A 21,411-nucleotide genomic window follows, 5' to 3' on the forward strand; every position below is an offset into this window, starting at 1 on the left:
CATGAAGGCGGTTTTTGTTCTCTTCGATTCCCTGAACAGGCATCTTCTCGGCCCCTATGGCGGCACGCGCATCCCGACGCCGAATTTCGATCGCCTCGCCGCCCGCAGCGTGACCTTCGACAACCACTATGTCGGCAGCCTGCCCTGCATGCCGGCGCGCCGCGACATGCTGACCGGACGCCTCACCTTCCTGCATCGCAGCTGGGGTCCGCTGGAACCGTTCGACAACGCCTTCCCGGAAATCCTGCACCAGCAGCGCGGCACCTACAGCCATCTCGTGACAGACCATTTCCACTATTGGGAAGACGGTGGGGCGACCTATCACAACCGCTACGATTCCTACGAATTCGTGCGCGGCCAGGAAGGCGACCGCTGGAAGGCGATGGTGCAGCCGCACTGGGAGCGGCTGCGCGAAAAATACCACGCCCGGCAGTTCAGCGACCAGAAGCGCTCCTATTTCGGCCAGAACATCGTCAACCGCGAGTTCATCAAGGAAGAGAAGGATTTTCCCTCGGTCCGCTGCTTTGCCGAGGGCTTCGACTTCCTCGACCGCAACCGCGACGCCGACAACTGGCTCCTGCAGATCGAGACTTTCGACCCGCACGAACCCTTCACGGCGCCCGAACGTTTCAAGGCACCGTTCGACACCGGCTGGAAAGGCCCGATCCGCGACTGGCCGCGTTATGGCCGCGTCGACGAACTGCCCGAGGAATGCGAGGAACTGCGCGCCAACTACTATGCCGTGGTCGCCATGTGCGATCACCTGCTCGGTGAACTGCTCGATTATTTCGACCTTCACGACCTGTGGAAGGATACGGCCCTCGTCGTCACCACCGACCACGGCTTCCTGCTGGGCGAGCACGATTTCTGGGCGAAGAACCGCATGAACCTCTACGAGGAAGTGGCGCATATCCCGCTCTTCCTGCACGATCCGCGGCAGGTCCGAGCGGGCGGCCGGTCAGCGGCCCTCACCCAGTCGATCGATCTCGCGGCGACCTTCCTCGACCTGTTCGGCGCCACGCCGCCGGCCGAGAACGAAGGTTTTTCGCTGTGCGCCATGGCCGATGGCACGTCGCTCCGTGACGGCGCGCTGTTCGGCTATTTCGGCGGCGCGGTGAACGTTGCAGATGGACGTTATACCTATCACCGCTTCCCGGAGGACCTGTCGCAGCAGGAGCTCTATCAGTACACGCTGATGCCGACGCATATCTTCTCGCCGTTCTCGCCGGCGGAACTCGCCTCGGCCTCGCTGTCGCCGCCACTCGACTTCACCAAGGGTGCGGCACTGCTCAAGGTGCCGGTGACCGACCGCTCGCCGATGTACAACAATTACGGCCCTGGCGCGCTGCTGGAGTCCGAAACGCGCCTCTATGATCTCGTCACCGATCCGGGACAGGAAACGCCGCTTGCGAGCCCTGAAGAGGAACAGCGCCTCCTCGACCTGATGACCCGGCTGATGCAGGCAAACAGCGCGCCACCCGAAGCGTTTTCGCGTTTGGCGTTCGATACGGTCGCAGAAGGAGCGGAATAAGCATGGCACAGGTCCTGATCCGCGATGTCCGCAAATCCTACGGCCCCGTGGAGGTCCTGCGGGGCATCGACGTCGAGGTCGAAAACGGTGAATTCGTAGCACTCGTCGGGCCATCCGGCTGCGGCAAGTCCACGCTTTTGCGCATGATCGCCGGCCTTGAAGGCATTTCCGGCGGAGAGGTCCGCATCGGCGGGCGCGTCGTCAACGACATCCCGCCAAAACAGCGCGACGTCGCCATGGTCTTCCAGAATTACGCGCTCTACCCGCACATGACCGTGGCGAAGAACATGGGTTTCTCGCTGAAACTCGCCGGCAAGCCGCGCGACGAGATCGACCGGCGCGTGGCCGCCGCCGCCGAAATCCTCGACCTGTCTTCCCTGCTCGACCGCTTGCCGCGCCAGCTCTCGGGCGGCCAACGCCAGCGCGTCGCCATGGGCCGCGCCATCGTTCGCGATCCGGTCGTCTTCCTGTTCGACGAACCCCTGTCGAACCTCGATGCCAAGCTGCGCGTGCAGATGCGCGCCGAAATCAAGGCCCTGCACCAGCGCCTCGGCACCACCACGGTCTATGTCACCCACGACCAGGTCGAGGCCATGACCATGGCGGACAAGATCGTGGTGATGAAGGGCGGCGTGGTGGAGCAGGTGGGATCGCCGCTGGAACTCTACGACCGTCCGGACAACATGTTCGTGGCCGGCTTCATCGGCTCGCCGGCGATGAATTTCATCAAGGGTCGCGTTGCGAACGGGCAATTCACCGGGGAATGCGGTCTCACGGCGCCGGAAACGATGGAGAATAGGGCCGATGTCGTGCTCGGCATCCGGCCCGAACACCTGCATCTCGATCCGTCCGGCACCGAGGCAACCGTTGTGGTCGTCGAGCAGACCGGCGCGGAAACCCTGCTGCTGCTGGACATGAACGGCCAGAAACTCACCCATCTCGGCCGCGACCGCCTGCATATCCGCCCCGGCGAGATCGTTCGCGTGATGCCGGACACCGCGCGCCTGCATCTCTTCGACGAGCAGACCGGCCGCCGCATCGGCGGCGCGGCCAGCGCCTGACGCCAACCGCAGAACCGGACGCAACGGCCCGGTTCTGCCCCTTGCAGCGTCAGGCGGCGTTTTCTCCCCGCGCATAGCGCGCGATGTCCTCGCGGTCCGGCAGGCCGGAAGCATCGATGATCACCTGCCCGCCATCCTTCGGCGGTCGCCGCAGCGCGTCCTTTCGATCCGGGTCGAGCCGCAGCTTCCCAGCACCGTGAAGCGCGTGCAGGCGCGTGCGGGAAAGGCCCAGTTCCGACGCCAGCAACCTGTCGAGCCGAATGGAGGCTGCTGTCGGCACCGAAAAGCTGATCTCCAGCAGGCTCCAGGCCGGGCTCACCGATATTGTCGCCTTGTCGACATCGTTTTCGGCAAAGGTATCGATGCGTTTCGCCTTGTGGCGCAGGGCCGCGATATCGAAGGCGTGCCGGCGAATCCAGTGCCGGTCGTTGCTCTGCAACGCATCGAGCGTCACCGGGTCGATATCCCGGATAGTCTGCCGTTCGAACAGCGGCCTGTTCCAGGTCTTGTCGCAGGAAAGGCATTTGTAGATCAGCCAGGCATCGAGCCTTTTTCCGTTGGCGTTCAGCCGCAGCCTGTCGCTTGCCCGGAAGGGTTTTGGCCCGCCGCAATTGCCGCAAACGATCCAGGGCTGCGGGGGTATTTGGGGAACGATGGTCCATCGGACCTTGAGAAGATTGCACATACCGTCTTGGTCTTCCGAAAAGGAAGTTCACCAAGATGAGGTCGGGAGAAGCCCGTCAGGGCACGGCGTGGCGGTGTTTCGAGCGGCGGAAGAGCTGGAGCAGCCGGGGGCTGCGCATGGCACATTTTCGACAATGCCAAACCGGTCTCAGACCACCACCCGATGAACATGCCACAGGGCGGCACGGCGCAAACGCTCCGCGTGCCCTGTGAGGGTGAAACTGGATGAGACCGGTGTTTACGACGGCAAAACGGAACCTCTATGCGCCAACGCTCTTCGCCGTCAGCCATAACAAAGGCAAAAGCACTTTAAAAGCGTGCCCGGTTCAAAATCCGTCTGGCCGTCTCGCGATCTTCGATGGTCTGTCGCCATAGCGCTCGATTGCCGCGGTGCCCACCACATAGAGGAGAAGCGCCGGCCACACCACGCAGAGCATCAAGCCGAAAACCCGGTACGGGCTCCAAGGCAAGCCCTTTCGCTGCCCTTCAAGGAAGGTCATCACAAGGAACAGGACGGCTATGATGGCATAGACTGTGCTCAGCATCCTCAGCACTATAGCTGCGAGGACTGTCTTCCCGAAAACTTAACTGCCGAAACAGTTAACGCATGCCTCAGCGCTTGGGGTAGCCGGTCGATATTTTGGGCGAGCCTGTATAGACGATGCGCCGCCGGGGAACGGGCTGCACCGTCTCCGTGACCTGAACGGCTTCCACCGGCGCGGCTTCCACCACCACGGTTTCGACCGGCTCGACCTTGCTTTCGCTCAAAACAGATGCGGGCGAATAGCGGGCGCGAAGCTGGCGCCAGACTTCCAGCACCACCACCAGGAAGATACCAAGCGCCACGCCCACCACCCCAGCAAGCGCCACCAGCACCTTCTTGCGGGGCCAGGACGGGTCTTCCGGCGGCAGTGCCGGGCTGATGATACGGGCGACGGGCATGGTGATCTGTTCGAGGTTGGCCACTTCCTTGGCCCGGCCCAGCACGTTCTCATAGACCGCGCGGGTCGACTTCGCCTCGGTCTCCAGCTCGCGCAGCATGATCAAGTCCTCCTCGCCGACATTGGAAGACGACCGCACGGTCTCCATCTGGCGTTCCAGGTTCGCCACGCGCTGCTGGGCGACGTCGAGCTCGACCTTCTTGCCCTCGCCGATCGATTGGATTTCGGCCCTCACCAGCGAGGAAATGCGCGCAACCTCGGCCTTCGCCCGCAGAAGGGAGGGATGCTGCGGCAGGAGTCCGGCAGCAAGGGAAGCTTCGTTGCGCACGGCACGCGAATATTCCTGAAGCAATTGCGTAACACGGGGGGAATTGACGACTTCACCAAGGGCGGTGGGCTCGATCTCGCGCTTGAAATAACGCTGGATCTCCTCGCTCGCCGCCGTCGCGGTCGCCAGCGCGCTGCGCGCTTCCACGAGCTGCGCATTCAGGCCGCCCAGTTCCTGGCCGACAAGCAGGCTTCCGTCCACCCCGCTTTGCAGCCGCTTTTCGGCGCGAAACTTCTGTACCTTCTCCTCCGTCTCGCGGACGCGCTCGCGCAGGCCGACCAGGCGGGTGTCGATCTGTTCGGCGAGCTGCTGGGAGGAGTTGAGCTGGAACTGCTGCTGTTCGCGCAGGTAGGATTTTGCGATGGCCTGCGAAAGGTCGGCGGATTTCTGGGCGCTTTGCGACTTGACGCCGATCGAGATGATATAGGTGGCCCCCTCGCGGGAAACCGTGACGGCCTTTGCGAGCGCCGCCATCACCTTGGCGGCACGCCGCTCGGGCGCGTCGCCCGCCGCCCCCTTTACGAATTCCGGGTCTTCCGTCAGCTTGAGTTCGGCGACCACGGGTTCCAGCACGGCGGCGGACGAAACGATCAGGAGCTGGGTATCGAGGCCGAGCGCTTCGCTGCCGAGCAGTGACGGCGCGTTCTTGTCCTCGAAGGGTTTGCGGCTCGCCGGATCGACGACGATGCGCGTCCAGGCGGTGTAGACCGGCGCGGCGGTGAAGACATAGGCGGCGGTGAGACCCACGGCCACGATCGCGATGAGCGCGATGAGCGGCAAGCGTTGATACAGCTTGCGCGCAATCGCCCAGGGGTCGATCAACCCATCGCCATCTCTGTTTTCCATGGAGGCGTTCGTCATAGACCCGCTCGGCTGAAATGAAATCACATCATGCAAATACGGGGCGGCGCGCGCGAATCCCCTCCCATTGTGTAAATCGATATGGTTAACGGAGTTTCAATTTCTCTGCCGCGCGCCGCGGTTTCCCCTCGCCTGGCGCCGGCCCGCCTGGGCCCAGGCGCCCACCAGCAGAAAGAGCATCCACACCACGGAATAGCCGCGGAACCAGCTACTCTCCAGCATGTTATGGCAGAGCGTCACGATGACGACGGACATGAAGAGCCAGGCTTCCGCCATGCCGGTGCGTCCATCGTTCGGCGCGCGGCCGACACTCAGCAGAACACAGGCGAGGAACGCCAACAGCACGGCCAACCCCGCCAGACCGAGTTCCACCGTGACGTCGACATAACCACTGTGCCCCTGCAACAGGGTGGCGACGAAGCCCGGGGCTTCGGTGAGCACGATGGATCCGGGGCCTATATCCCAGAAAGAGCCGTATCCCTGACCGAGGATCGGCCTGCGGCTGATCACATCACCGAGAAAATCCCAGATGATCGTGCGCCCCGTAAAGGTCGTGTCGTCGAAGAGCAGCATGGAGAAGTCGGCGAAGCTGAAATCCACCAGATTGGCGACGAAGAGCCCGCCGAAAAGGCAGGCGAGCAGGCCGAAGAACAGCGGATACAGCGCATTGATGCGCAGAAACCGGCTGGCCGCCACCACTGCCAGCGCGATCAGCGGGATGAGCAGAGCAAGGCCGAGTGACGTCTTCGACTTGCTGACGACGAGTTCCAGCTGGGCCGCGGCGGCAAGGGCGAGCGCGATCAGTCGGCCGAGGCCGCTCAGCCGCCAGACGCCGTAGAGGCAGAAGACGAAGCCGTAGGCGACGACGAGGCCGAGTTCGTTCTTGTGGGTATAGATGCCCTGATGGCCAAGCCGGCCCGCCGGCAGCAGCAGCACCGCGACGAGATTGATGGCTATCGTCACGAAAAAGACCGCCATGACGCGGTCGATCTGGGCCCTGGGGTCGTCCACGAGGAAGGCCGGCAGCACGACCGTGGCGATCACGATGAATTGCAACGTCGCGCGGCGGAAGGCGATGGACGGCGCTGGCGACCAGACGATGCTGGCGAAGGCGAGCAGCATATAGAGCCCGACGAGCACGACGACCGGCTGCTTCAGCGCCTCCTCGAACCGCGCAAGCCGGTGGCGGAAGGCGAAGGCGGTCGAGACGAGCAGGAAGAGCCAGAAGACCTGGTTGAGGAGATTGGAGCCCGACGCAGCCGCGGCAATCGCCGGGTCCTCGACCGCGGGCGTCGTGCGAAACACGAGGAGCGGCGTGAGGATCGTCGCATAACCGATCGCGATCGCCGGAACCCAGCCGAGCAGGCCGTCAGAAGCACGGACCTGCCGCTGCTCCTGCCTGACGGCCAAACCGTTGTTCACCGTATCGCTCAACCTGATCCTCGCGCCGTGCGGGAGATGCTCTCCAGACGCAAAGCCGCTGGATTTGCCCTAGTCGCGCAGCGCGCTCCGGTCCAGACCGAGCGCCGCTATCGCGTCGGCGTCGATCTTGCGTGATTCATTGTCAAAAACCAACCCGAAACCGGGATAGCCGTCGCCGGCATTGTAATCCCACAGCGCCCAGCCGAAGCCGTTGTCTTCCGCCGCCTTGCGCACGTCGCTCAGCCAGCGATAGCGGCCCGGGATTTCGGGAAAGTCCTCCGGCTGGCGGGCAACGCCGAATTCGCCGATGATCAGCCGCGACGGCGCGATCTTTTCAGCCTCGACCCATTTCCGCATGGCGGCGAAATGGCCCGCGACATAGCCGTCGTCCACGATCGGCGGATCATCGTAGTAATTCGCCATCGTCGCCTTCGCCTGCTCGAGGGCGTCGTCGGGCACATTGTCCCCGGCGCGCCGGCGCTCCGCGATCAGCTGCATGGTACGGGCAAGCGTCAGGATCCTGTCGGCGCCGGGGCCGGGATAGGCGATGCCGGACATGTAGCGCAGCGGCTCGTTGGCAAAGGGAAGGCCCTGATGCGTGAAGGGATAGGGCCGGTAATAGTGCACGTCGACGAGCGTATTGGCGTCGAAGGGTGCCATGTCCAGCTGGGGCAGCGCTTCGGGGGAGGAATAACATCCCGTCGTCAGGACCAGGGCGAGGTCCGGCGCGGTCTCGCGAACGGCCGCATAGAGCCGTGGCTGCATGTTGATCCAGTCGTTCGCCGTCTTCAGCTGGCATTCCTGTTGCGGCTCGTTCATCAGGCCGAGTGCCGTCTTCTCCGCCGGCAGGTCGCGCAGAAAGCCGGCAAGCTGCTTCAGCCATTCGGCATAATCGCGGAACGGGGCACCCTTGGCGTCGGCCAGGATTCTGGGTGCCGACCAGTTCGGGTCGGAATGGTTGGTATGCGCATCGACGAGCACGCCGAAGCCCGCCTTCTGCAAGCGCCGCACCGTCTCAAGGAGCGCGTCGGTGAGCACGCGCCGCTTGGCTTGCGTCACCGAGAGGAAGGGCGCCGGGGCCACCGGAAGACGGACGAAATCGAAGCCCACGGCGCGCAGGCGCCGAAGCTCGGCATTCTTGATGCGGGCGAGCGGGCCTTGGAACGGCGGCCAGAGGAAGGCCCCGGCGGTCGTGGGATCTTCCGTCGGCAGGCTGTGCAGCCGGGCGAGATTGATACCGCGCCGGAAGCTCGGCAGGTCGGCCGCCAGCGTCGTGTTTGCCGCACCAAGAAGCATGATGACGAGCAGAACGAGCGGGCGAAAGGCTCTCACAGCAGCCTCAAATCCGTGTGCATGGTCATACCAGGCGCCGCCGATCCGCGGAACACCAGCTGGTCGGACGGCGTCTTCACGCCGAAGCAGGGCGAACGCCAGCCGAGCCGCTCCGCCTCCTGTCCGCTTACGACCGATCCCACCCAGCCTTCCGGCCCGGTGAGCCGCAGCAGCGCCGTGCCCTCGGCCACGAAATCGAAGGTGCTGGCCCGGTCCGTGGTGCGGATTTCGATGCCTTCACCGGACAGGAAGGCAATCGCGACGTCGCCGATCGGCGCGACCGCGCCCTCCAACCTGTCCTCGATGCGGAACGTATCCGACGAGACGCGGCGGAGCGCGCGGACGTGCTCCACGCCGAAGCGCGCCTTGTAACCGTCATGCGCGGCTTCGCAGGAGAAGGTGTCGAGGCGGTCGTTCACTGCAAGTCGGCTGGCCTCCGCCTTGGCCTTCCAGTTGAAGGCGCCGGAGACGAGGCTGGAGCTTTCGCCGCCGATCGACAGCGTGTTGTGCAGCGGCGTGCCTCGGAAGGCATCCCGCCAGGCACCGCCGGCATGGTAGAGATAGGTCCCGGCATCCGCCAGCAGCGCCCTTCCCCCATAGGTGAGCCAGACGGCGAGCGTGTCGGCATGGCCGTGCGCGGCGATCGACAGGAAGCCGAGCGGTCCGTGGTCCATCGCCAGGACGAGTTGGCGGTCGTGCACCCGGTCTCGCAGGACCGTGTAGCCGCCCTCGGTGAAGGTGCGCACGCCCTCCCCCTTGGTCGGTGCAAGGTGGCGGCCGAAGACGAGGTCGCGTAGGTGTGGGGGTGCTGCCGGCGGGGCGATGTCCTGCCGGCCGCAGACTGCTGCCGTCGCCGAGAGCACGGAGGCGACATAGAACCGGTCGGCCTCCGGATCGCTGACGATCACGCGGCCTTCGTCATCGTCGCCGATGCGCGGCACGGCGCCCGTTTCGTCCATGAACCAGCGAAGCGCCTCGCCGACGGTGGCAAGCTTGTCCACCACCGCCTGCGGCAACGGATCGCCCGCGGCCTGTGCCACGCACACCGCTGTCACGTAGAGCTCGAGCGTGAAGGCGGTGTAGGTCGGCGACTGCTCGGCACCGATGCCGTCAGCGTGGAACTGGCGGTCGACCTCTTCCGCCAGCACCCTGCGCGCATAGGCGCGCCAGCGCGACGCCGCCGGCAGCTCCGGGCAGGCCGTAGCGATCACGTAGAGGCCGACGGCTTCCGCGATCAGGTGGTTGTTGGCGGAAGAAAAGCGCGACGGATAGCGGCTGAGCCAATCGCCGGTCGCAGCCAGGAAGGCGCGGATGGCGCGGGTTTCAGCCGCCGAAAAGGCGTCGGCGCCGAGCAGCCGCGTCACGACCAGCACGCTGATGGCGCGCACCGAGAGTTCGATGCCGGACGGCCAGTTGATGCCGTGGAAGGGCGGGTTGTCGGCGATCCAGCTGGCGATCTCGGCCGTCACGAAGGCGCGCAGATCCGCCCGACCCGTCCGTGCAGCCAGTGCCGCAATCGGCTGAAGATATTGCAGCCGGTTGATTTCCCAGACATATTTCACATCGCCATAGACGTCGATATGCCGGTAGTTGATGTCGAAACAGTAGCGGTCCTTCGGCCATTCACGCTGCGAGACCGGGTCGAAATGCCAGAGCGAAGCATTCCCCGCCGCCGGCCAATCCACGCCGAGGAAACGATGCCGCCGGGCCATCGCGGCCTCCGCGACACGCTCCCAGCGCGCCACGAGATCGGCATCCGCAGAAGTGACATCGATGGCGGCCGGAAAGACCGGAAGCGGCCCGTCGCCCTGATCGAAACGCGCCCAGCCCGGCTGCGCAAGGCGGGCCGAACGCTTCTTCGCCAGTTCGCCGACCCGGTGCACGACCTCGGCCGTCGACATGGCGGAGAGGCGCCGGGCATACCATGCGAGCCTATTCGAAAGGCCGCCACCGCTCATCGGCCAGCCTTCGCGCCGACTTTCTCGAAGAGGCGTTCATAGGCAGCAAGCAGCACGGGCGCGGAGTGTTCCCACGAGAACGACGCGAGGATGCGCTTGCGTCCGAGCTCGCCCATCGTCTGCCGCCGTTCCGGATCGTCGATCAGGGCCACGATCTTTTCGCCGAAATCCTTCACGTCGTTGCGCTTGGCATAGAGCGAGGATTCGCCCGCCGACACCTTGCCCTCGCGCGTCTCGAATTGCACGATCGGCTTTTTCAGCGTCATGTATTCGAGGATCTTGTTCATGGTGGACAGGTCGTTCATCGGCGTGACGCGATCGGGATTGATGCAGACATCCGCCGTGTTCAGCATGTCGAGCATCACGTCGTCGGGCGCACGTCCCGTGAAGGTGAAGTAGCGCGAGAGGCCGCGCTTCTCCACGTCCTCGACGATAGCAGCAAGCTCCGGCCCGCCGCCGACGATGCCGAAATGGATGTCGGTGCGGTGAAGCGTGTTGACGATGTGGTCGACCGCCTCGACGAGCAGGTCCATGCCCTCCTGCTGGCCGATGACGCCGACATAGCCGACGAGATGGGCAAAGCCCTTCTTCAGCTCTTCTTTCGGCGGGCGGATCTGCAACTTCTCGATCTTCGGCCCCGAACGCACCACGAACACGTCGTCCGGCGCCATGCCGCCGCGCGTGATGGCGATGTCGCGGTAGGATTCGTTGGTCGCGATGGAGACGGTGGCCGAGCGGAAGGTCAGCCGCTCGAAGAAACGCGTCACATGATAGAGCATGCCGCGCTTGCCGAACTTCGCCTCGAACAGTTCCGGGCAGATGTCGTGATGATCGAACAGGAATTTTATGCCGAACGGCCGGAACAGCCAGGCGACGAGGAAGATCAGGTCCGGCGGGTTGCAGCCATGGATGACGTGGAACCCGTGCCGGCGGCGGATCTTGAAGGCGAGCCGCGCCTCGTGGAAGAGCGCGGCGGAATATTCCCTGACATAACCAAGCGCACCGCGCGCATCGATCGGCAGCGGGTGACGATAGATGTGGATGCCTTCGCGCTCCTCGTAGAGTGCCTCGAAACCCTTGCCCGTCGGGCAGATGACCGAGACCGTATAGCCGGCGGCGCGAAGCGTCGTCGCCTCCGACCACACGCGGCGGTCGAAGGGCACGGGCAGGTTTTCCACGATGATGAGCACACGCCGGTCGAACGGCCGGTCGACGGCCGCCTCGACCTCCTTACCAGTTAACACCTTCATAGCGTTCCTCCAGCTCATCCACATTCTTCAGGCGTACGAGATCGTAAAGCCTCTGGTCCTGCCGCATCTGCCCGGGAAGTCTTTCGAATTCCGGATCGGAATTGCCGACGATCAGCACATCGCCATGCGCCGCCACCCGGTCGAAATCGTCGACGAGGATCGACGAGATATGCGGGATGACGTTGAGGATGTGATCGCGGTTGGCACCGTAGAGCCGGGCGAAATTGACGAAACGGTCATAGATCAGGATATCCATGCCCTTGCCGAGCAGGCGCTCCACCAGCGTCACCAGCGGGCTTTCGCGCAGGTCGTCCGTGCCCGATTTGAAGCTGATGCCGAAGATGGAAATCTTGCGCTTGCCATAGGCCATGATCTCGTCGAAGGCGCGCGCGACCTGTTCCTCGTTCGAGCGCAGCAGGCTGTTGAGCAGCGGCAGCTCCAGGTCGAGCTCGCGGCCCTTGTAGGAGAGCGCGCGCACATCCTTCGGCAGGCACGAACCGCCGAAGGCGAAGCCCGGCATCAGATAGCGCGGCGAAATGTTGAGCTTCTCGTCCTTGCAGAAGATCTTCATGACCTCGTGGCTGTCGACGCCGACGGCCTTGCCGATATTGCCGATCTCGTTGCCGAAGGCGACCTTCACGGCATGCCAGGCATTGTCGGCATATTTGACGAGTTCGGCAACATCGACGGAGGTGAGGAACCGCGGCGCCTCGATGCCCTCGTAGATTGAGGCGATCTGCGCCGCCACGGCTTCGTTTTCGCCACCCGCGACGATCTTCGGCGGGTTGTCGTAGTCATAGACCGCGCTTGCCTCGCGCAGGAATTCCGGATTGTTGCCGATGGAGATCTGGGCTTCCGCACCGGCATGTTCGCGCAGCGTCGGGATGATGAGGTTGCGCATCGTGCCCGGCAGCACGGTGGAGCGGATGACGACCGTGTGCGGGCGCTTCTTGCGCGCGACGGCAGCACCGATTTCCTGGCAGACACGCAGCACGATGTCGGTGTCGAGCGAGCCGTTCTTGCGGCTCGGCGTGCCGACGCAGATCAGCGACATGTCCGTAGCGCCCACCGCCTCGTCGACATTGGTTGTCGCGCGCAGCCGGCCGTTCTCGATGCCGGCGCGGATCAGTTCGCCGACGCCCTCTTCGACGACGGGCGAGTTGCCGCTGTTGATGATATCGACCTTGAGCTGTTGATTGTCGACGCCGATCACCTCATGCCCGTCGCGCGACAGGCAGGCGGCGGTCACGGCTCCGACATAGCCCAGGCCAAAAAGCGAAATCTTCATGCGAACCTCTGCGATATTGCCGATCCCGGCGTGATGACGAAAGCCGCTGCCGAAAGCGCGTCAGTAGCGGCAAAACCTTTCGGATACCCTTATCCCGATGCACAAAGGCCGGATTCCCGCACGACGAGCGGCATTTTCCCGCTCTTTTCCCGCGCGATCGCCTCGCAGAAGCGGATCTCGACCCGCATCGTCTGCGGCAGGCGCTGCGCGACCTTCGCCGCGATCGCCGCCTTCAGCGTCTCGTCCGTGGGTCGCTCGGCGACGGCGAGGACCAGCACGCGGTCAGGGTCCGTCTGCCGAAGCTGCATCTGCAAAAGGCCATCGATGGAACGGGGGATGTGGTTCATGCCGATCAACCGGCTGCCGTCCGGCGCGATCAGGTAGTCGCTTTCGCGCCCCTCGATGCGGGCGAAGGGTTTTGTGCCAAGTGCCACTTCGGCTGCATCCTGTGCATCGAGCGCAATCGCGATGTCGCCCGTGTCGTAGCGCACGAGCGGCTGCGCGGCGTTGCGCAGGTTCGTCGAGATGATGCGGAAACGCCCGTCGCCATCAACGGAGTGCAACTCCACCTGCCCGTAAGCCGGCATGAAGCGGTAGGCCGCCGCCTTCAGCGCATAGGCGAAGGAGACCCGCTCGGCCTGGCCATAATAGTCCGCCACGCAGGCGCCAAAAAGCTGTTCGGCGCGCGCGCGCAACTCGTCCGTCAACACCTCGGAGGAGGTCAGCACGACCGGCACGTCGAGCCGCCAGCCCTGGCGCTCCATGCAGGCCGCGAGCATGTCGAGTGCGGAGGGATAGGCCCATATGACGCCCGGCGCAAAGTCCTTGAGTGCCTTGAAGAAGGTTTCCGCGGTCTCGGCATTCAGGTGCGCGACGGAGAAATTCATGATCCGCCCGCCGCGCTCGACGCGCCAGTAGGGCGGCGTGCGGTCGGACGGGGCCTTGATCGCCTCGCCGCGCAGCACGGCGATGCGATCATTCCGGAAGTCGCCGCCGGCAAGCGCTACGACATGGTCGATCGCCGCCTGCTCGAAAACGACCGAGGCGAAGCTGCGCTTGATGGCAAGCGGAATGCCGGACGAGCCGCTGGTCGCCGCTGCCGCCGTCAGCAGGCCGGAGGGCGAGCGATAGTCGTCGGGTGCCGCGCGCAGCATTTCCTTCGTCAGGATCGGATAGGCATCGAGCGGCTTGCCCTTGCAGGCGCTGTAGCCGGGCAGGCCGGAGGCGGCCGCAAGGACCCGGTCCACAAGCCGCTGCTGACGCACCTGGCGGCCGGCCGTATCGAGCGCATCGAAGGCGGCGAGGTCCCGCCGATAGGCGAGATAGAGCGGGGGGAAGCGGCGAACGAGCGCGTCCCCGAGCGAAGCCATGCGGAGGCGGGCGATCGCGTTCATCGGGCGTCCGCCTTGGCCACGACGCGGCTTATGAAATCGTCATAGGCCCTGACCATGTAGTCCATCCTCAAGGTCTCGCGCCGGTCGGTGGCATTGGCCGCGAGGCGCGCCTGTTCCTGGGGCGCTGCGAGAAAGGCCTTCAGCCCTTCGTGAAAATCCGCCTCGTCGCCGGGGATCAGCAGGCTGTCCTCGCCTTCCGTCAGGTATTCGATTTCGGGGCTGTGGAAGTCGTGCTTGCGGGTGACGATCGGCCGGCCATGCGCGAAGGCGTGGTTGATGGCAAGGCCCAGATAACCGGGAATGACCACCGCGCGGGAAAGCTTCATCGCCCTGGCAAGGCGCATGTCGGAAGGGTCGATCGCGCCGGCGAAACGGATGTTGGGTGCGTCACCGGCAAGCGCTTCGAGCTTCGCGCGCTCCTCGCCGTCGCCGATCACCAGCACGTCCACCGGCCGTCCGTCCACGTGCGGATTGGCGACGGCGAAACGCACCAGGCTGTCCACCTCCTTGCGCGGCACCAGGCGGCCGACATAGAGCAGCACGTCGGCATTTGGCCTGAGGCCGAACTCGGCGCGGGTATCGGCGTCGTCGCTGCCCGCAACGGCTTCGGCGAGCGCGATCTGCTCCTCGACGTCGATGGTGTTGCGCACCACCTGGATGCGGTCGGCCGGCACGCCGATCGACAGGAGATGGTCGCGGCCCTTTTCCGTATAGGCGAGATAACCGTCACCCCAGCGGGCGAGCTTGTCGGCGGCCCACAGCGCAACGCGATCCTTCAGCGGCGGCTTGCCGCCGTCATCCCAGGAGCCATAGGCCTTGCGATAGCCGAAACCCCACCAGAAGACCGGACGCCGGCGCAGCTTGGCGAGCGCAAGGATGGCGAAGCTCGACAGGAACTTGAATTCATGGCCGATCACGACGCCATCGAACCGGCCCGCGGCAAACCGCGACACCGCCCGCTGCCAGATCAGCAGCGCCTTCTTCAGCCGCAGCTCGACCGTGCCGACCTCGACATTGGCGAAGGGAAACGGCGGTTGCGCCACTTGCAACGATGTGTTGGACGGCGGCTTGCCGTGGAAGACGACATAGTCGTTCTTCGACGTCTCGGCGAGGCGCACGTAGAAACCACGGCGATAGACGGGGACGCAGCCCTGGTGGAAGATCGCGACCTTGTAGGGTTTTGCGGGCTTTTGCAGCATCACGTCTGCCCCCCGCTGCGGCCGTAGTAACCGGCGCGCTGCCAGAAGGTCAGCTTGCCGAGCGCCGACATGACCTGCATGGCGCAGCGCGCGTAGAACTGCCGGCTGAACGGATAGCTCACCGCCGCAAGCGGCGAGAAGATGACGAGCTGGGCAAGCGCCTTGGGCACGATCGCCAGGAACGCCGGCATCGGCCGCGGATCGCGCGTGATGCGCACATGGGTCGTGTTGCGCGCGGTGACGAGCTTGCGGCGCAGGAAGGCCGGCAGCGAGGCCTTCGCCTGCGGCCAGAATTCGTGCACGGCGGCATCCGCCACCCAGATGATCTTGCGCCCCTTGCGGTAGAGGCCGTGCGTGAAATCCGTATCCTCGCCGCCCGAGCGGCCGAGCCGCGGATCGAAAGGCGGCGTGCCGTCAAAGCAGGTGGCAACCCGGAACATGATGTTGCCGGTGCGCGCGGCCTGCAATTGCCCGCCGGTCGCCATCGCCTCGCGCTTGCCGAAGAAGAAGGGCGTCGGATCCCAGCCGAGCGCCGGCTTGTCCTCGAAGACCGGCAGGACGGGGCCGGTGCCCATGTCGGCACTATGGATCAGCAGCGCGCGGTGGAGGTTTTCCAGCCAGTCCGGCTCGGCAGTCTCGTCGTCGTCGATGAAGGCAAGGAACTCGCCGCTTGCGGCGGCAACGCCGGCGTTTCTGGCATGGGAAATGCCGGCGCGGGTTTCATGGACGTAGCGCGGGCGCGATTCGAGACCCGAAAGGCCTTCGATCCAGCCGCGTGCATTGCCGTCCGGCGTGTTGTCGACGACGATCAATTCCAGGGAAAGGCCTGCGGGCAGACGCTGGGCATAGACCGACGCGATCGTCCGCCTTGCCATCACCTCCCTGTCGAAGGTGCACATGACTACCGAAATCAAGGTCAAGCGCCCAGTCCTCTTCTCGGCCTACCGGTTGCGGCCGCCGTTCCCGGCTCCGTCGCAACCGATGATCGCGCTCGCCGTGTGCCCAACTTGTTGGCGCGTCGTGTCTAACATGGCGTTAATTTCCGCCCTCCGGTCCTGTTTCGGCGCAGGATTCGTCGCGGCCTGGTTAATGCCCGTGAAACGGAAAGGATCGAATGCGAAGGAAATGGACTACCAGCGATAGCGCAACCGGCGCGCGATGCGATAGGCAAGGCCGCGGGCCTTCTGATCGGCGCTCGCGAGCGGCAGAAGTCCGGTCGCGGGGTCGAAGGTGTCGGTGAGCGACCGGCGCGGGCAGAACCACGTGTCGCGATAGGTGAGGCCCGTAGAGCTGGTGAAGACGCGCTCGTAGCGCTCGGCCTTCAGTTGCCGCAGCACCGCCTGGTCGAAACCGCCGAAGGGGATGGAGGCATAGGCGACCGGCATGCCGAGCACGTCCTCGATCTTCTTGCGCGCATCCACCAGCTCAAGCCGGCGCCCCGCCGCGTCAATGCGCCGCCAGTCGACATGGTCGTGGCCGTGGCTGCCGATCGTCATGCCGGCGGCTGCGATCTCGCGGATCTGCGCGGTGGAGAGATAACCCTGCTGCCCGATGCGACCCGCGAGCACGAAGAAGATGCCGCGCCGGCCGTGTTCCACCAGCGTCGGCAGCGCGACGTCGTAGTCCGAAATATTGCCGTCGTCGAAGGTGACATGCGCCTCGACCCCGGTCTTCGCCTCCAGTTCGCCAAGGCCGGCGATCGTGCGGCGGAAGACGTCGGCGGTGACGAAATAGCGCAGTTCCCCCTCGGCCGGCGGCACGATGGGCGCGCCGATGCCGTGGAAGGTGAGGTACATTGTATTGGCGAGCATGGTGTCTCCGGCGGCGATGGGGCGACCGTCCCTCCTCTACGCCGCAAAGCTCAAGAAACGGTTTACCCCCTTCGCGCTGCCGCCATTGCGCGCGATCCGCCATTGTTCTAGACGTAGCGCCGTGATCGGGCGGCGCAGCCGTCTCGGGCACCGCGGGGGCTGAGCGCAGGGTGATTGCATGAAACGGATCGTGGCGCTTGCCGATAAAGTTCGCGGTTCGCTCTTAGCCCGGAATACCATCGTCTACACCTTCAATTTCGGCATGCAGCTGGTCATCCAGTTCGGCTATTTCATGCTGCTCTCCCGCTATCTCGGGCCGTCCGACTACGGGATCTTCGTCACGCTTTCGGCCATCAACGGCATCGGCGTGCTGCTGATCGGGCTCGGCAGCGACCATGTGATGATCCAGCGCGTCGCCGTCGATCCGGAAAATTTTCCGCGCTTTCTCGGCCACAGCGTCGCGATGTCGGCGCTGACGATGCCCGTCGTCGCGACCTTCGCCATCGCGATCAGCCATTATCTCGTGGGCGGGCACATAGCGCTTTCCTCGCTGCTTGCCTTCGTCGCAGCCCACCTCGTCTTCGGGCGCATCGTCGCCGTCTGCGCCAGCGCCTTCATGGCCTTCGACCGGGCAAAGCTGCAGATGCTCGTCAATGTGGGTATGGCGGTGCTGCGCGCGCTCTTCCTGGTCGCGGCGGTCGTGCTGCAAAAGGACCTGACGCTCGATCATTGGGCCTGGTGGTATCTCGCCGCTTCGGCGCTCGGCGCGGTGATCTCCGTCGTGCTGGTCGCGGTGGTCTGCGGCGTGCCCTCGCCTGCCGTGATCCGGGAAGACATCTCGCTCGGCCTGCAATATTGCCTGGAATTCGTGGCGATCGGCAGCGTCGCCGATGTCGACAAGCCGGCCGTCGCCCAGACGCTCGGCCCCGATATCGCCGGCCAATATGCCGCCGGCTTCAAGATCGTCGATGCAGCCTCCGCGCCGATCCGCGCCCTGCTCTACGCGACCTACACGCGCCACTTCCGCAACGCGTCCGCCAGCGCCGCCGAAAGCGTGCGCTTCGGCCTGAAGCTCGTGCCCTTCTCCCTGCTGATCTCGGTTCCGATCGCGATCTTCCTCTATTTCGTCGCCGACTATATTCCCTATCTCATCGGCCACGATTTCGACGGCACGCCGGAGATCATCCAGCTCCTGGCGCTCTATCCGCTGCTCATGGGCCTTTCGGGCATCGGCGCCGATATCCTGCGCGCGGTCGGCAAGCAGAAGCTGCGCATCACGCTGCTCATCATCACCGCGCTCGTCATGGTGCCGGCGATCTGGGCGGGCGCGGTGCTCGGCGGCCTGCTCGGTGCCGGCCTCGCCCGCCTCATCGTGCAGATCTCGCTCGTCGGCGCGACCTGGCTGTTCCTGGCGCGCGACAGGGCCGTCTAGGGCGCATTACACGCGATCTTAAACTTTGCCGGGCAGAACGGAACGGCTGCGCACCCGCAAAATATGACAGCGCCTTTTGCGCGGCACTGGGGCGGACTGGGGACGGAATACGACATGTCGGGAGACGCCAAGAACGGCGCGGTCATTGCTGCGGAAAGCGGGTCAGAAGCCCATGAGGCCGCCTATCCCGTGGCCTTTTCCGGTATCATGGGCCTCTTCAAGCCAGCTTCCGGCACCATGCCTGCACGCGACCTCGCGGTCCTCTTCCTCGCCCCCTGGGGCATCGACGAACTCTGCACCCGCAAGTTCTTCCGCATCATTGCGGAAACGCTTGCCGAGGACGGCATCGCCAGCCTTCGTTTCGACTATCCCGGCACCGCCAATGCGCTCGATGCGCCCGAAGCCGTCATCGACGTCGCGAGCTGGACGGATGCCGCGATCGCAGGCGCCGAGGCGCTGCGCAACCTTTCCGGCGCGGCCAACGTGGTGGTGCTCGGCTTCGGCCTCGGCGCGGCGATCGCGCTCAGGGCGAGCGAGCGTGCCGACCTGGCTGGTCTCGCCCTCCTCGCCCCGGTTGTCGCCGGACGGCGTTATCTGCGCGAACTCTCCGTCTGGTCGGCCGTCGTCGATGAAGGTGTGGGCGTGGCACCCCATATGCGCGACACCGCGCCCGGCACGATCGCGGGCCTGTCGATGCCGCAGAGCATCGTTGCGACGCTCTCGACGCTCACCGCGGACGCCTTTGCCGACAGCCGCGCCGAACACGTCTTCTTCGCCGCGCGGCCGGACAATACCTCGGACCGCCAGTTGCGCGACCGCCTGGCGGAAGGCGCGGCGACGATGCGCGATTTCGTCTTTCGCGGCTACGACAAGCTGGTTTCCAACCCGCTCGGCCAGGAAATCCCCGCCGACTTCCTCGACGCTTTCCCGGACTGGCTGAAGAGCCTTGCCGCCTATCAGGCGCCGATCAAAAATCCGCCCGCGCCCCCGTCCGGTCCGGCCGTCCTCACCGCCGGCACAATACGCGAAACCGCGCTGCGCTTCGGCCCCGGCGGCCGCCTCATCGGCACGCTTTCCGAACTCGCGACAGGCGGCGGCGATGCCACGGTCGTGCTGCTCACCACCGGTTACGACCACCAGGGCGGCTGGGCGCGCTCCGGCGTCGACCTCGCCCGCCGCCTCGCGGCAAACGGCATTACCGCGTTCCGTTTCGACAGCGCCGGCGTCGGCGACAGCCCGCCGGTGCCCGGCCGCCGCGAAGAGGTCCTCTACGACGAGACGCAGATCGACGACATGGCCGCGGTCGGAGAGTTCCTCGACGATAACGGCAGGACCGGACCGGCGCTGCTCTTCGGGCGGTGCAGCGGCGCCTATGTCGCCTTCCGCGCCGCCGCCGCGGACGCGCGCTGGGCGGGTTGCATCGTCGTCAATCCTTACGCCTTCCGCTGGCTGAAGCCGCCGAGCGCGGAGATCGTCAACAGCGCGCCGCGCGCGCTTGGCGACTATTCCCAGAAGGCGCTCAAGCTCGACACGATCCGCCGGCTCTTTTCCGGCGACATCGACATGCGCGCCGCCGCACGCAATATCGGCCAGCGCGTCGCCCAGCGTCTCTCGAAACGCCTCGCGCCGCTGCTCGGACCGCTGCTTGCGACGGAGCGTCTCGAACGGGCCGTGCATGCCGATTTCCGCGCGCTTTCGCAAAGGGCGGGCCGGACATGCCTCGTCTACAGCGTCGACGATCCGGGGCTCGACAACCTCTATGTGCACTTCGGCAACGCGGTCGAAGGGCTTGCCGCCTATCCGAACATCACGCTGCATATCCTGCCGGATACCGACCACAACGTGACACCGCGGGTGAGCCGCGAGCAGCTCTTCGACATCGTCGAGCAGGCCGCAACCTCGCTTTCGCGCACACGCTGAGCGGGCGCGGCTAAGGCATGCGAACTGTTTACCTTGTTTGGCATCAGACGCCCTCCATGCCCGGTGTGCAGGCCCCTGTTTAGGCTTTCTGAAGGAGTCCGGCCTAGAGACTTGGCCCAAAGAACGGGATTGCAACGCAGGATATGCTCAAGCTTCGCGCCATAGGCCAGGATGGACTGGACGCCGCCTCGGAACTCCTCACGAAGGGGTTTCCGTCGCGCTCGCTCGCCTTCTGGCAGCATGGGTTGAAGCGCCTTTTCGACCACGGCAGCGAGACCGGCGCGGGCTCGATCGGCAACCTGCTCATGGCGGACGAAACGCCCATCGGCATCCTCCTGACAATCGCCCGGCGCGACGGCGAGACCGGTCAGAAGATCGTCAACCTCTCGAGCTGGTATGTCGAGGAAAGCCACCGCTGGTTTGCGCCACGCATGCTGCTCGCCGCCATGGCGGATAACAGCGCCGTCTACACCGACCTCACCCCTTCCAAGGCCGCGGTGGAACTGAACAACCGTCTCGGTTTCCGCACCTTCGACTACGATCTCCTGCTGTTTCCGCTTCCCTGGCTGGCGATTGCCGGCCGCAGGCAAGGCAGGCTCATGGCGCTGGATGCGATGCCGCCGGGTGCCATCGCCGGAAGCCTGTTGCGGGACCTCCAGAACCACCAGGCGCTGGGCTGCATCGTGACGGTGATCGAGGCCGGCGGGCGTTACCATCCCGTCGTCTTCGACGTCATTCGCAAGAAGCACATTCCGATCGCGCGCGTTGTCTATGCGGAAAGCGCCGATCTCGTTGCCGATAACCTGGCGATCCTGGCGCGCCTGCTCATCCGGCACGGCGTACCCTTGCTCTGCCTGCAAATGCCGACAGGTCGGCGCGTTCCCTTTGCCTACCGCTGGCAGAGCGGGCTTCGCTACCAGGTGAAGGGCGAATGGGACGACGGGAGCATCAACGAACTCTACTCCGAACGCGTGCTCCTGAAAGTCTAGCCGCGACCGG

Annotated in this window: 16 protein-coding genes; 5 read left to right on the forward strand and 11 right to left on the reverse strand. The window is 65.1% G+C overall.

The window, feature by feature from the left end; genetic code table 11:
* The first annotated feature begins 1 nt into the window (after position 1).
* On the forward strand, positions 2 to 1,531 hold the full coding sequence (locus VGN93_RS23835; protein WP_327509479.1) for a sulfatase: 1,530 nt from the start codon (positions 2 to 4) through the stop codon (positions 1,529 to 1,531).
* Between the two features lie 2 nt (positions 1,532 to 1,533).
* Positions 1,534 to 2,592, forward strand: coding sequence for a sn-glycerol-3-phosphate ABC transporter ATP-binding protein UgpC (locus VGN93_RS23840; RefSeq protein ID WP_327509480.1), 1,059 nt, complete (start codon positions 1,534 to 1,536; stop codon positions 2,590 to 2,592).
* Positions 2,593 to 2,641: 49 nt separating this feature from the next.
* Here the strand turns inward: VGN93_RS23840 and VGN93_RS23845 are convergent, their stop codons facing one another.
* The 11 genes from VGN93_RS23845 to VGN93_RS23895 all read right to left on the reverse strand — a co-directional run bounded on the left by VGN93_RS23845 (position 2,642) and on the right by VGN93_RS23895 (position 17,060).
* Positions 2,642 to 3,277: a DUF1062 domain-containing protein gene (locus VGN93_RS23845; RefSeq protein WP_327509481.1), complete on the reverse strand. Its 636-nt coding sequence runs from the start codon at positions 3,275 to 3,277 to the stop codon at positions 2,642 to 2,644.
* 611 nt (positions 3,278 to 3,888) lie between these two features.
* A complete protein-coding gene (locus VGN93_RS23850) occupies positions 3,889 to 5,391 on the reverse strand; it encodes a GumC family protein (protein WP_327509482.1) in 1,503 nt (500 codons plus the stop codon).
* A gap of 111 nt (positions 5,392 to 5,502) precedes the next feature.
* Positions 5,503 to 6,840 (reverse strand): O-antigen ligase family protein, encoded by a 1,338-nt coding sequence (locus VGN93_RS23855; RefSeq protein ID WP_327509483.1) that lies wholly within the window; start codon positions 6,838 to 6,840, stop codon positions 5,503 to 5,505.
* 57 nt (positions 6,841 to 6,897) lie between these two features.
* A complete protein-coding gene (locus VGN93_RS23860; protein WP_327509484.1) occupies positions 6,898 to 8,160 on the reverse strand; it encodes a glycoside hydrolase family 5 protein in 1,263 nt (420 codons plus the stop codon).
* The gene (locus VGN93_RS23865) at positions 8,157 to 10,061 is read right to left on the reverse strand and encodes an alginate lyase family protein (RefSeq protein ID WP_327509485.1); all 1,905 of its coding nucleotides are present in this window, start codon (positions 10,059 to 10,061) and stop codon (positions 8,157 to 8,159) included. Before VGN93_RS23865 ends, VGN93_RS23860 begins: the two co-directional genes overlap by 4 nt.
* Positions 10,062 to 10,114: 53 nt before the next feature.
* A complete protein-coding gene (locus VGN93_RS23870) occupies positions 10,115 to 11,368 on the reverse strand; it encodes a glycosyltransferase family 4 protein (protein WP_327509486.1) in 1,254 nt (417 codons plus the stop codon).
* The gene (locus tag VGN93_RS23875; protein ID WP_327509487.1) at positions 11,349 to 12,656 is read right to left on the reverse strand and encodes a nucleotide sugar dehydrogenase; all 1,308 of its coding nucleotides are present in this window, start codon (positions 12,654 to 12,656) and stop codon (positions 11,349 to 11,351) included. The genes VGN93_RS23870 and VGN93_RS23875 overlap by 20 nt, the downstream gene beginning before the upstream one ends.
* Positions 12,657 to 12,745: 89 nt before the next feature.
* Positions 12,746 to 14,050, reverse strand: coding sequence for a hypothetical protein (locus VGN93_RS23880; protein WP_327509488.1), 1,305 nt, complete (start codon positions 14,048 to 14,050; stop codon positions 12,746 to 12,748).
* Positions 14,047 to 15,249 (reverse strand): glycosyltransferase family 4 protein, encoded by a 1,203-nt coding sequence (locus tag VGN93_RS23885; RefSeq protein WP_327510017.1) that lies wholly within the window; start codon positions 15,247 to 15,249, stop codon positions 14,047 to 14,049. The genes VGN93_RS23880 and VGN93_RS23885 overlap by 4 nt, the downstream gene beginning before the upstream one ends.
* On the reverse strand, positions 15,249 to 16,169 hold the full coding sequence (locus VGN93_RS23890) for a glycosyltransferase (RefSeq protein ID WP_327509489.1): 921 nt from the start codon (positions 16,167 to 16,169) through the stop codon (positions 15,249 to 15,251). The genes VGN93_RS23885 and VGN93_RS23890 overlap by 1 nt, the downstream gene beginning before the upstream one ends.
* Before the next feature lie 210 nt (positions 16,170 to 16,379).
* Positions 16,380 to 17,060: a polysaccharide deacetylase family protein gene (locus VGN93_RS23895; RefSeq protein WP_327509490.1), complete on the reverse strand. Its 681-nt coding sequence runs from the start codon at positions 17,058 to 17,060 to the stop codon at positions 16,380 to 16,382.
* A 178-nt stretch (positions 17,061 to 17,238) separates the two neighbouring features.
* Between VGN93_RS23895 and VGN93_RS23900 the strand changes: the two genes are divergently transcribed.
* The 3 genes from VGN93_RS23900 (at position 17,239) to VGN93_RS23910 (ending at position 21,401) form a co-directional block, all read left to right on the forward strand.
* Positions 17,239 to 18,492, forward strand: a complete 1,254-nt coding sequence (locus VGN93_RS23900) for an oligosaccharide flippase family protein (protein WP_327509491.1) — start codon at positions 17,239 to 17,241, stop codon at positions 18,490 to 18,492.
* Positions 18,493 to 18,606: 114 nt separating this feature from the next.
* A complete protein-coding gene (locus tag VGN93_RS23905; protein ID WP_327509492.1) occupies positions 18,607 to 20,412 on the forward strand; it encodes an alpha/beta fold hydrolase in 1,806 nt (601 codons plus the stop codon).
* A 143-nt stretch (positions 20,413 to 20,555) separates the two neighbouring features.
* On the forward strand, positions 20,556 to 21,401 hold the full coding sequence (locus VGN93_RS23910) for a hypothetical protein (RefSeq protein ID WP_327509493.1): 846 nt from the start codon (positions 20,556 to 20,558) through the stop codon (positions 21,399 to 21,401).
* Positions 21,402 to 21,411: the final 10 nt, after the last annotated feature.

This window comes from Shinella sp., assembly GCF_035998705.1.
Taxonomy (GTDB): Bacteria; Pseudomonadota; Alphaproteobacteria; order Rhizobiales; family Rhizobiaceae; genus Shinella.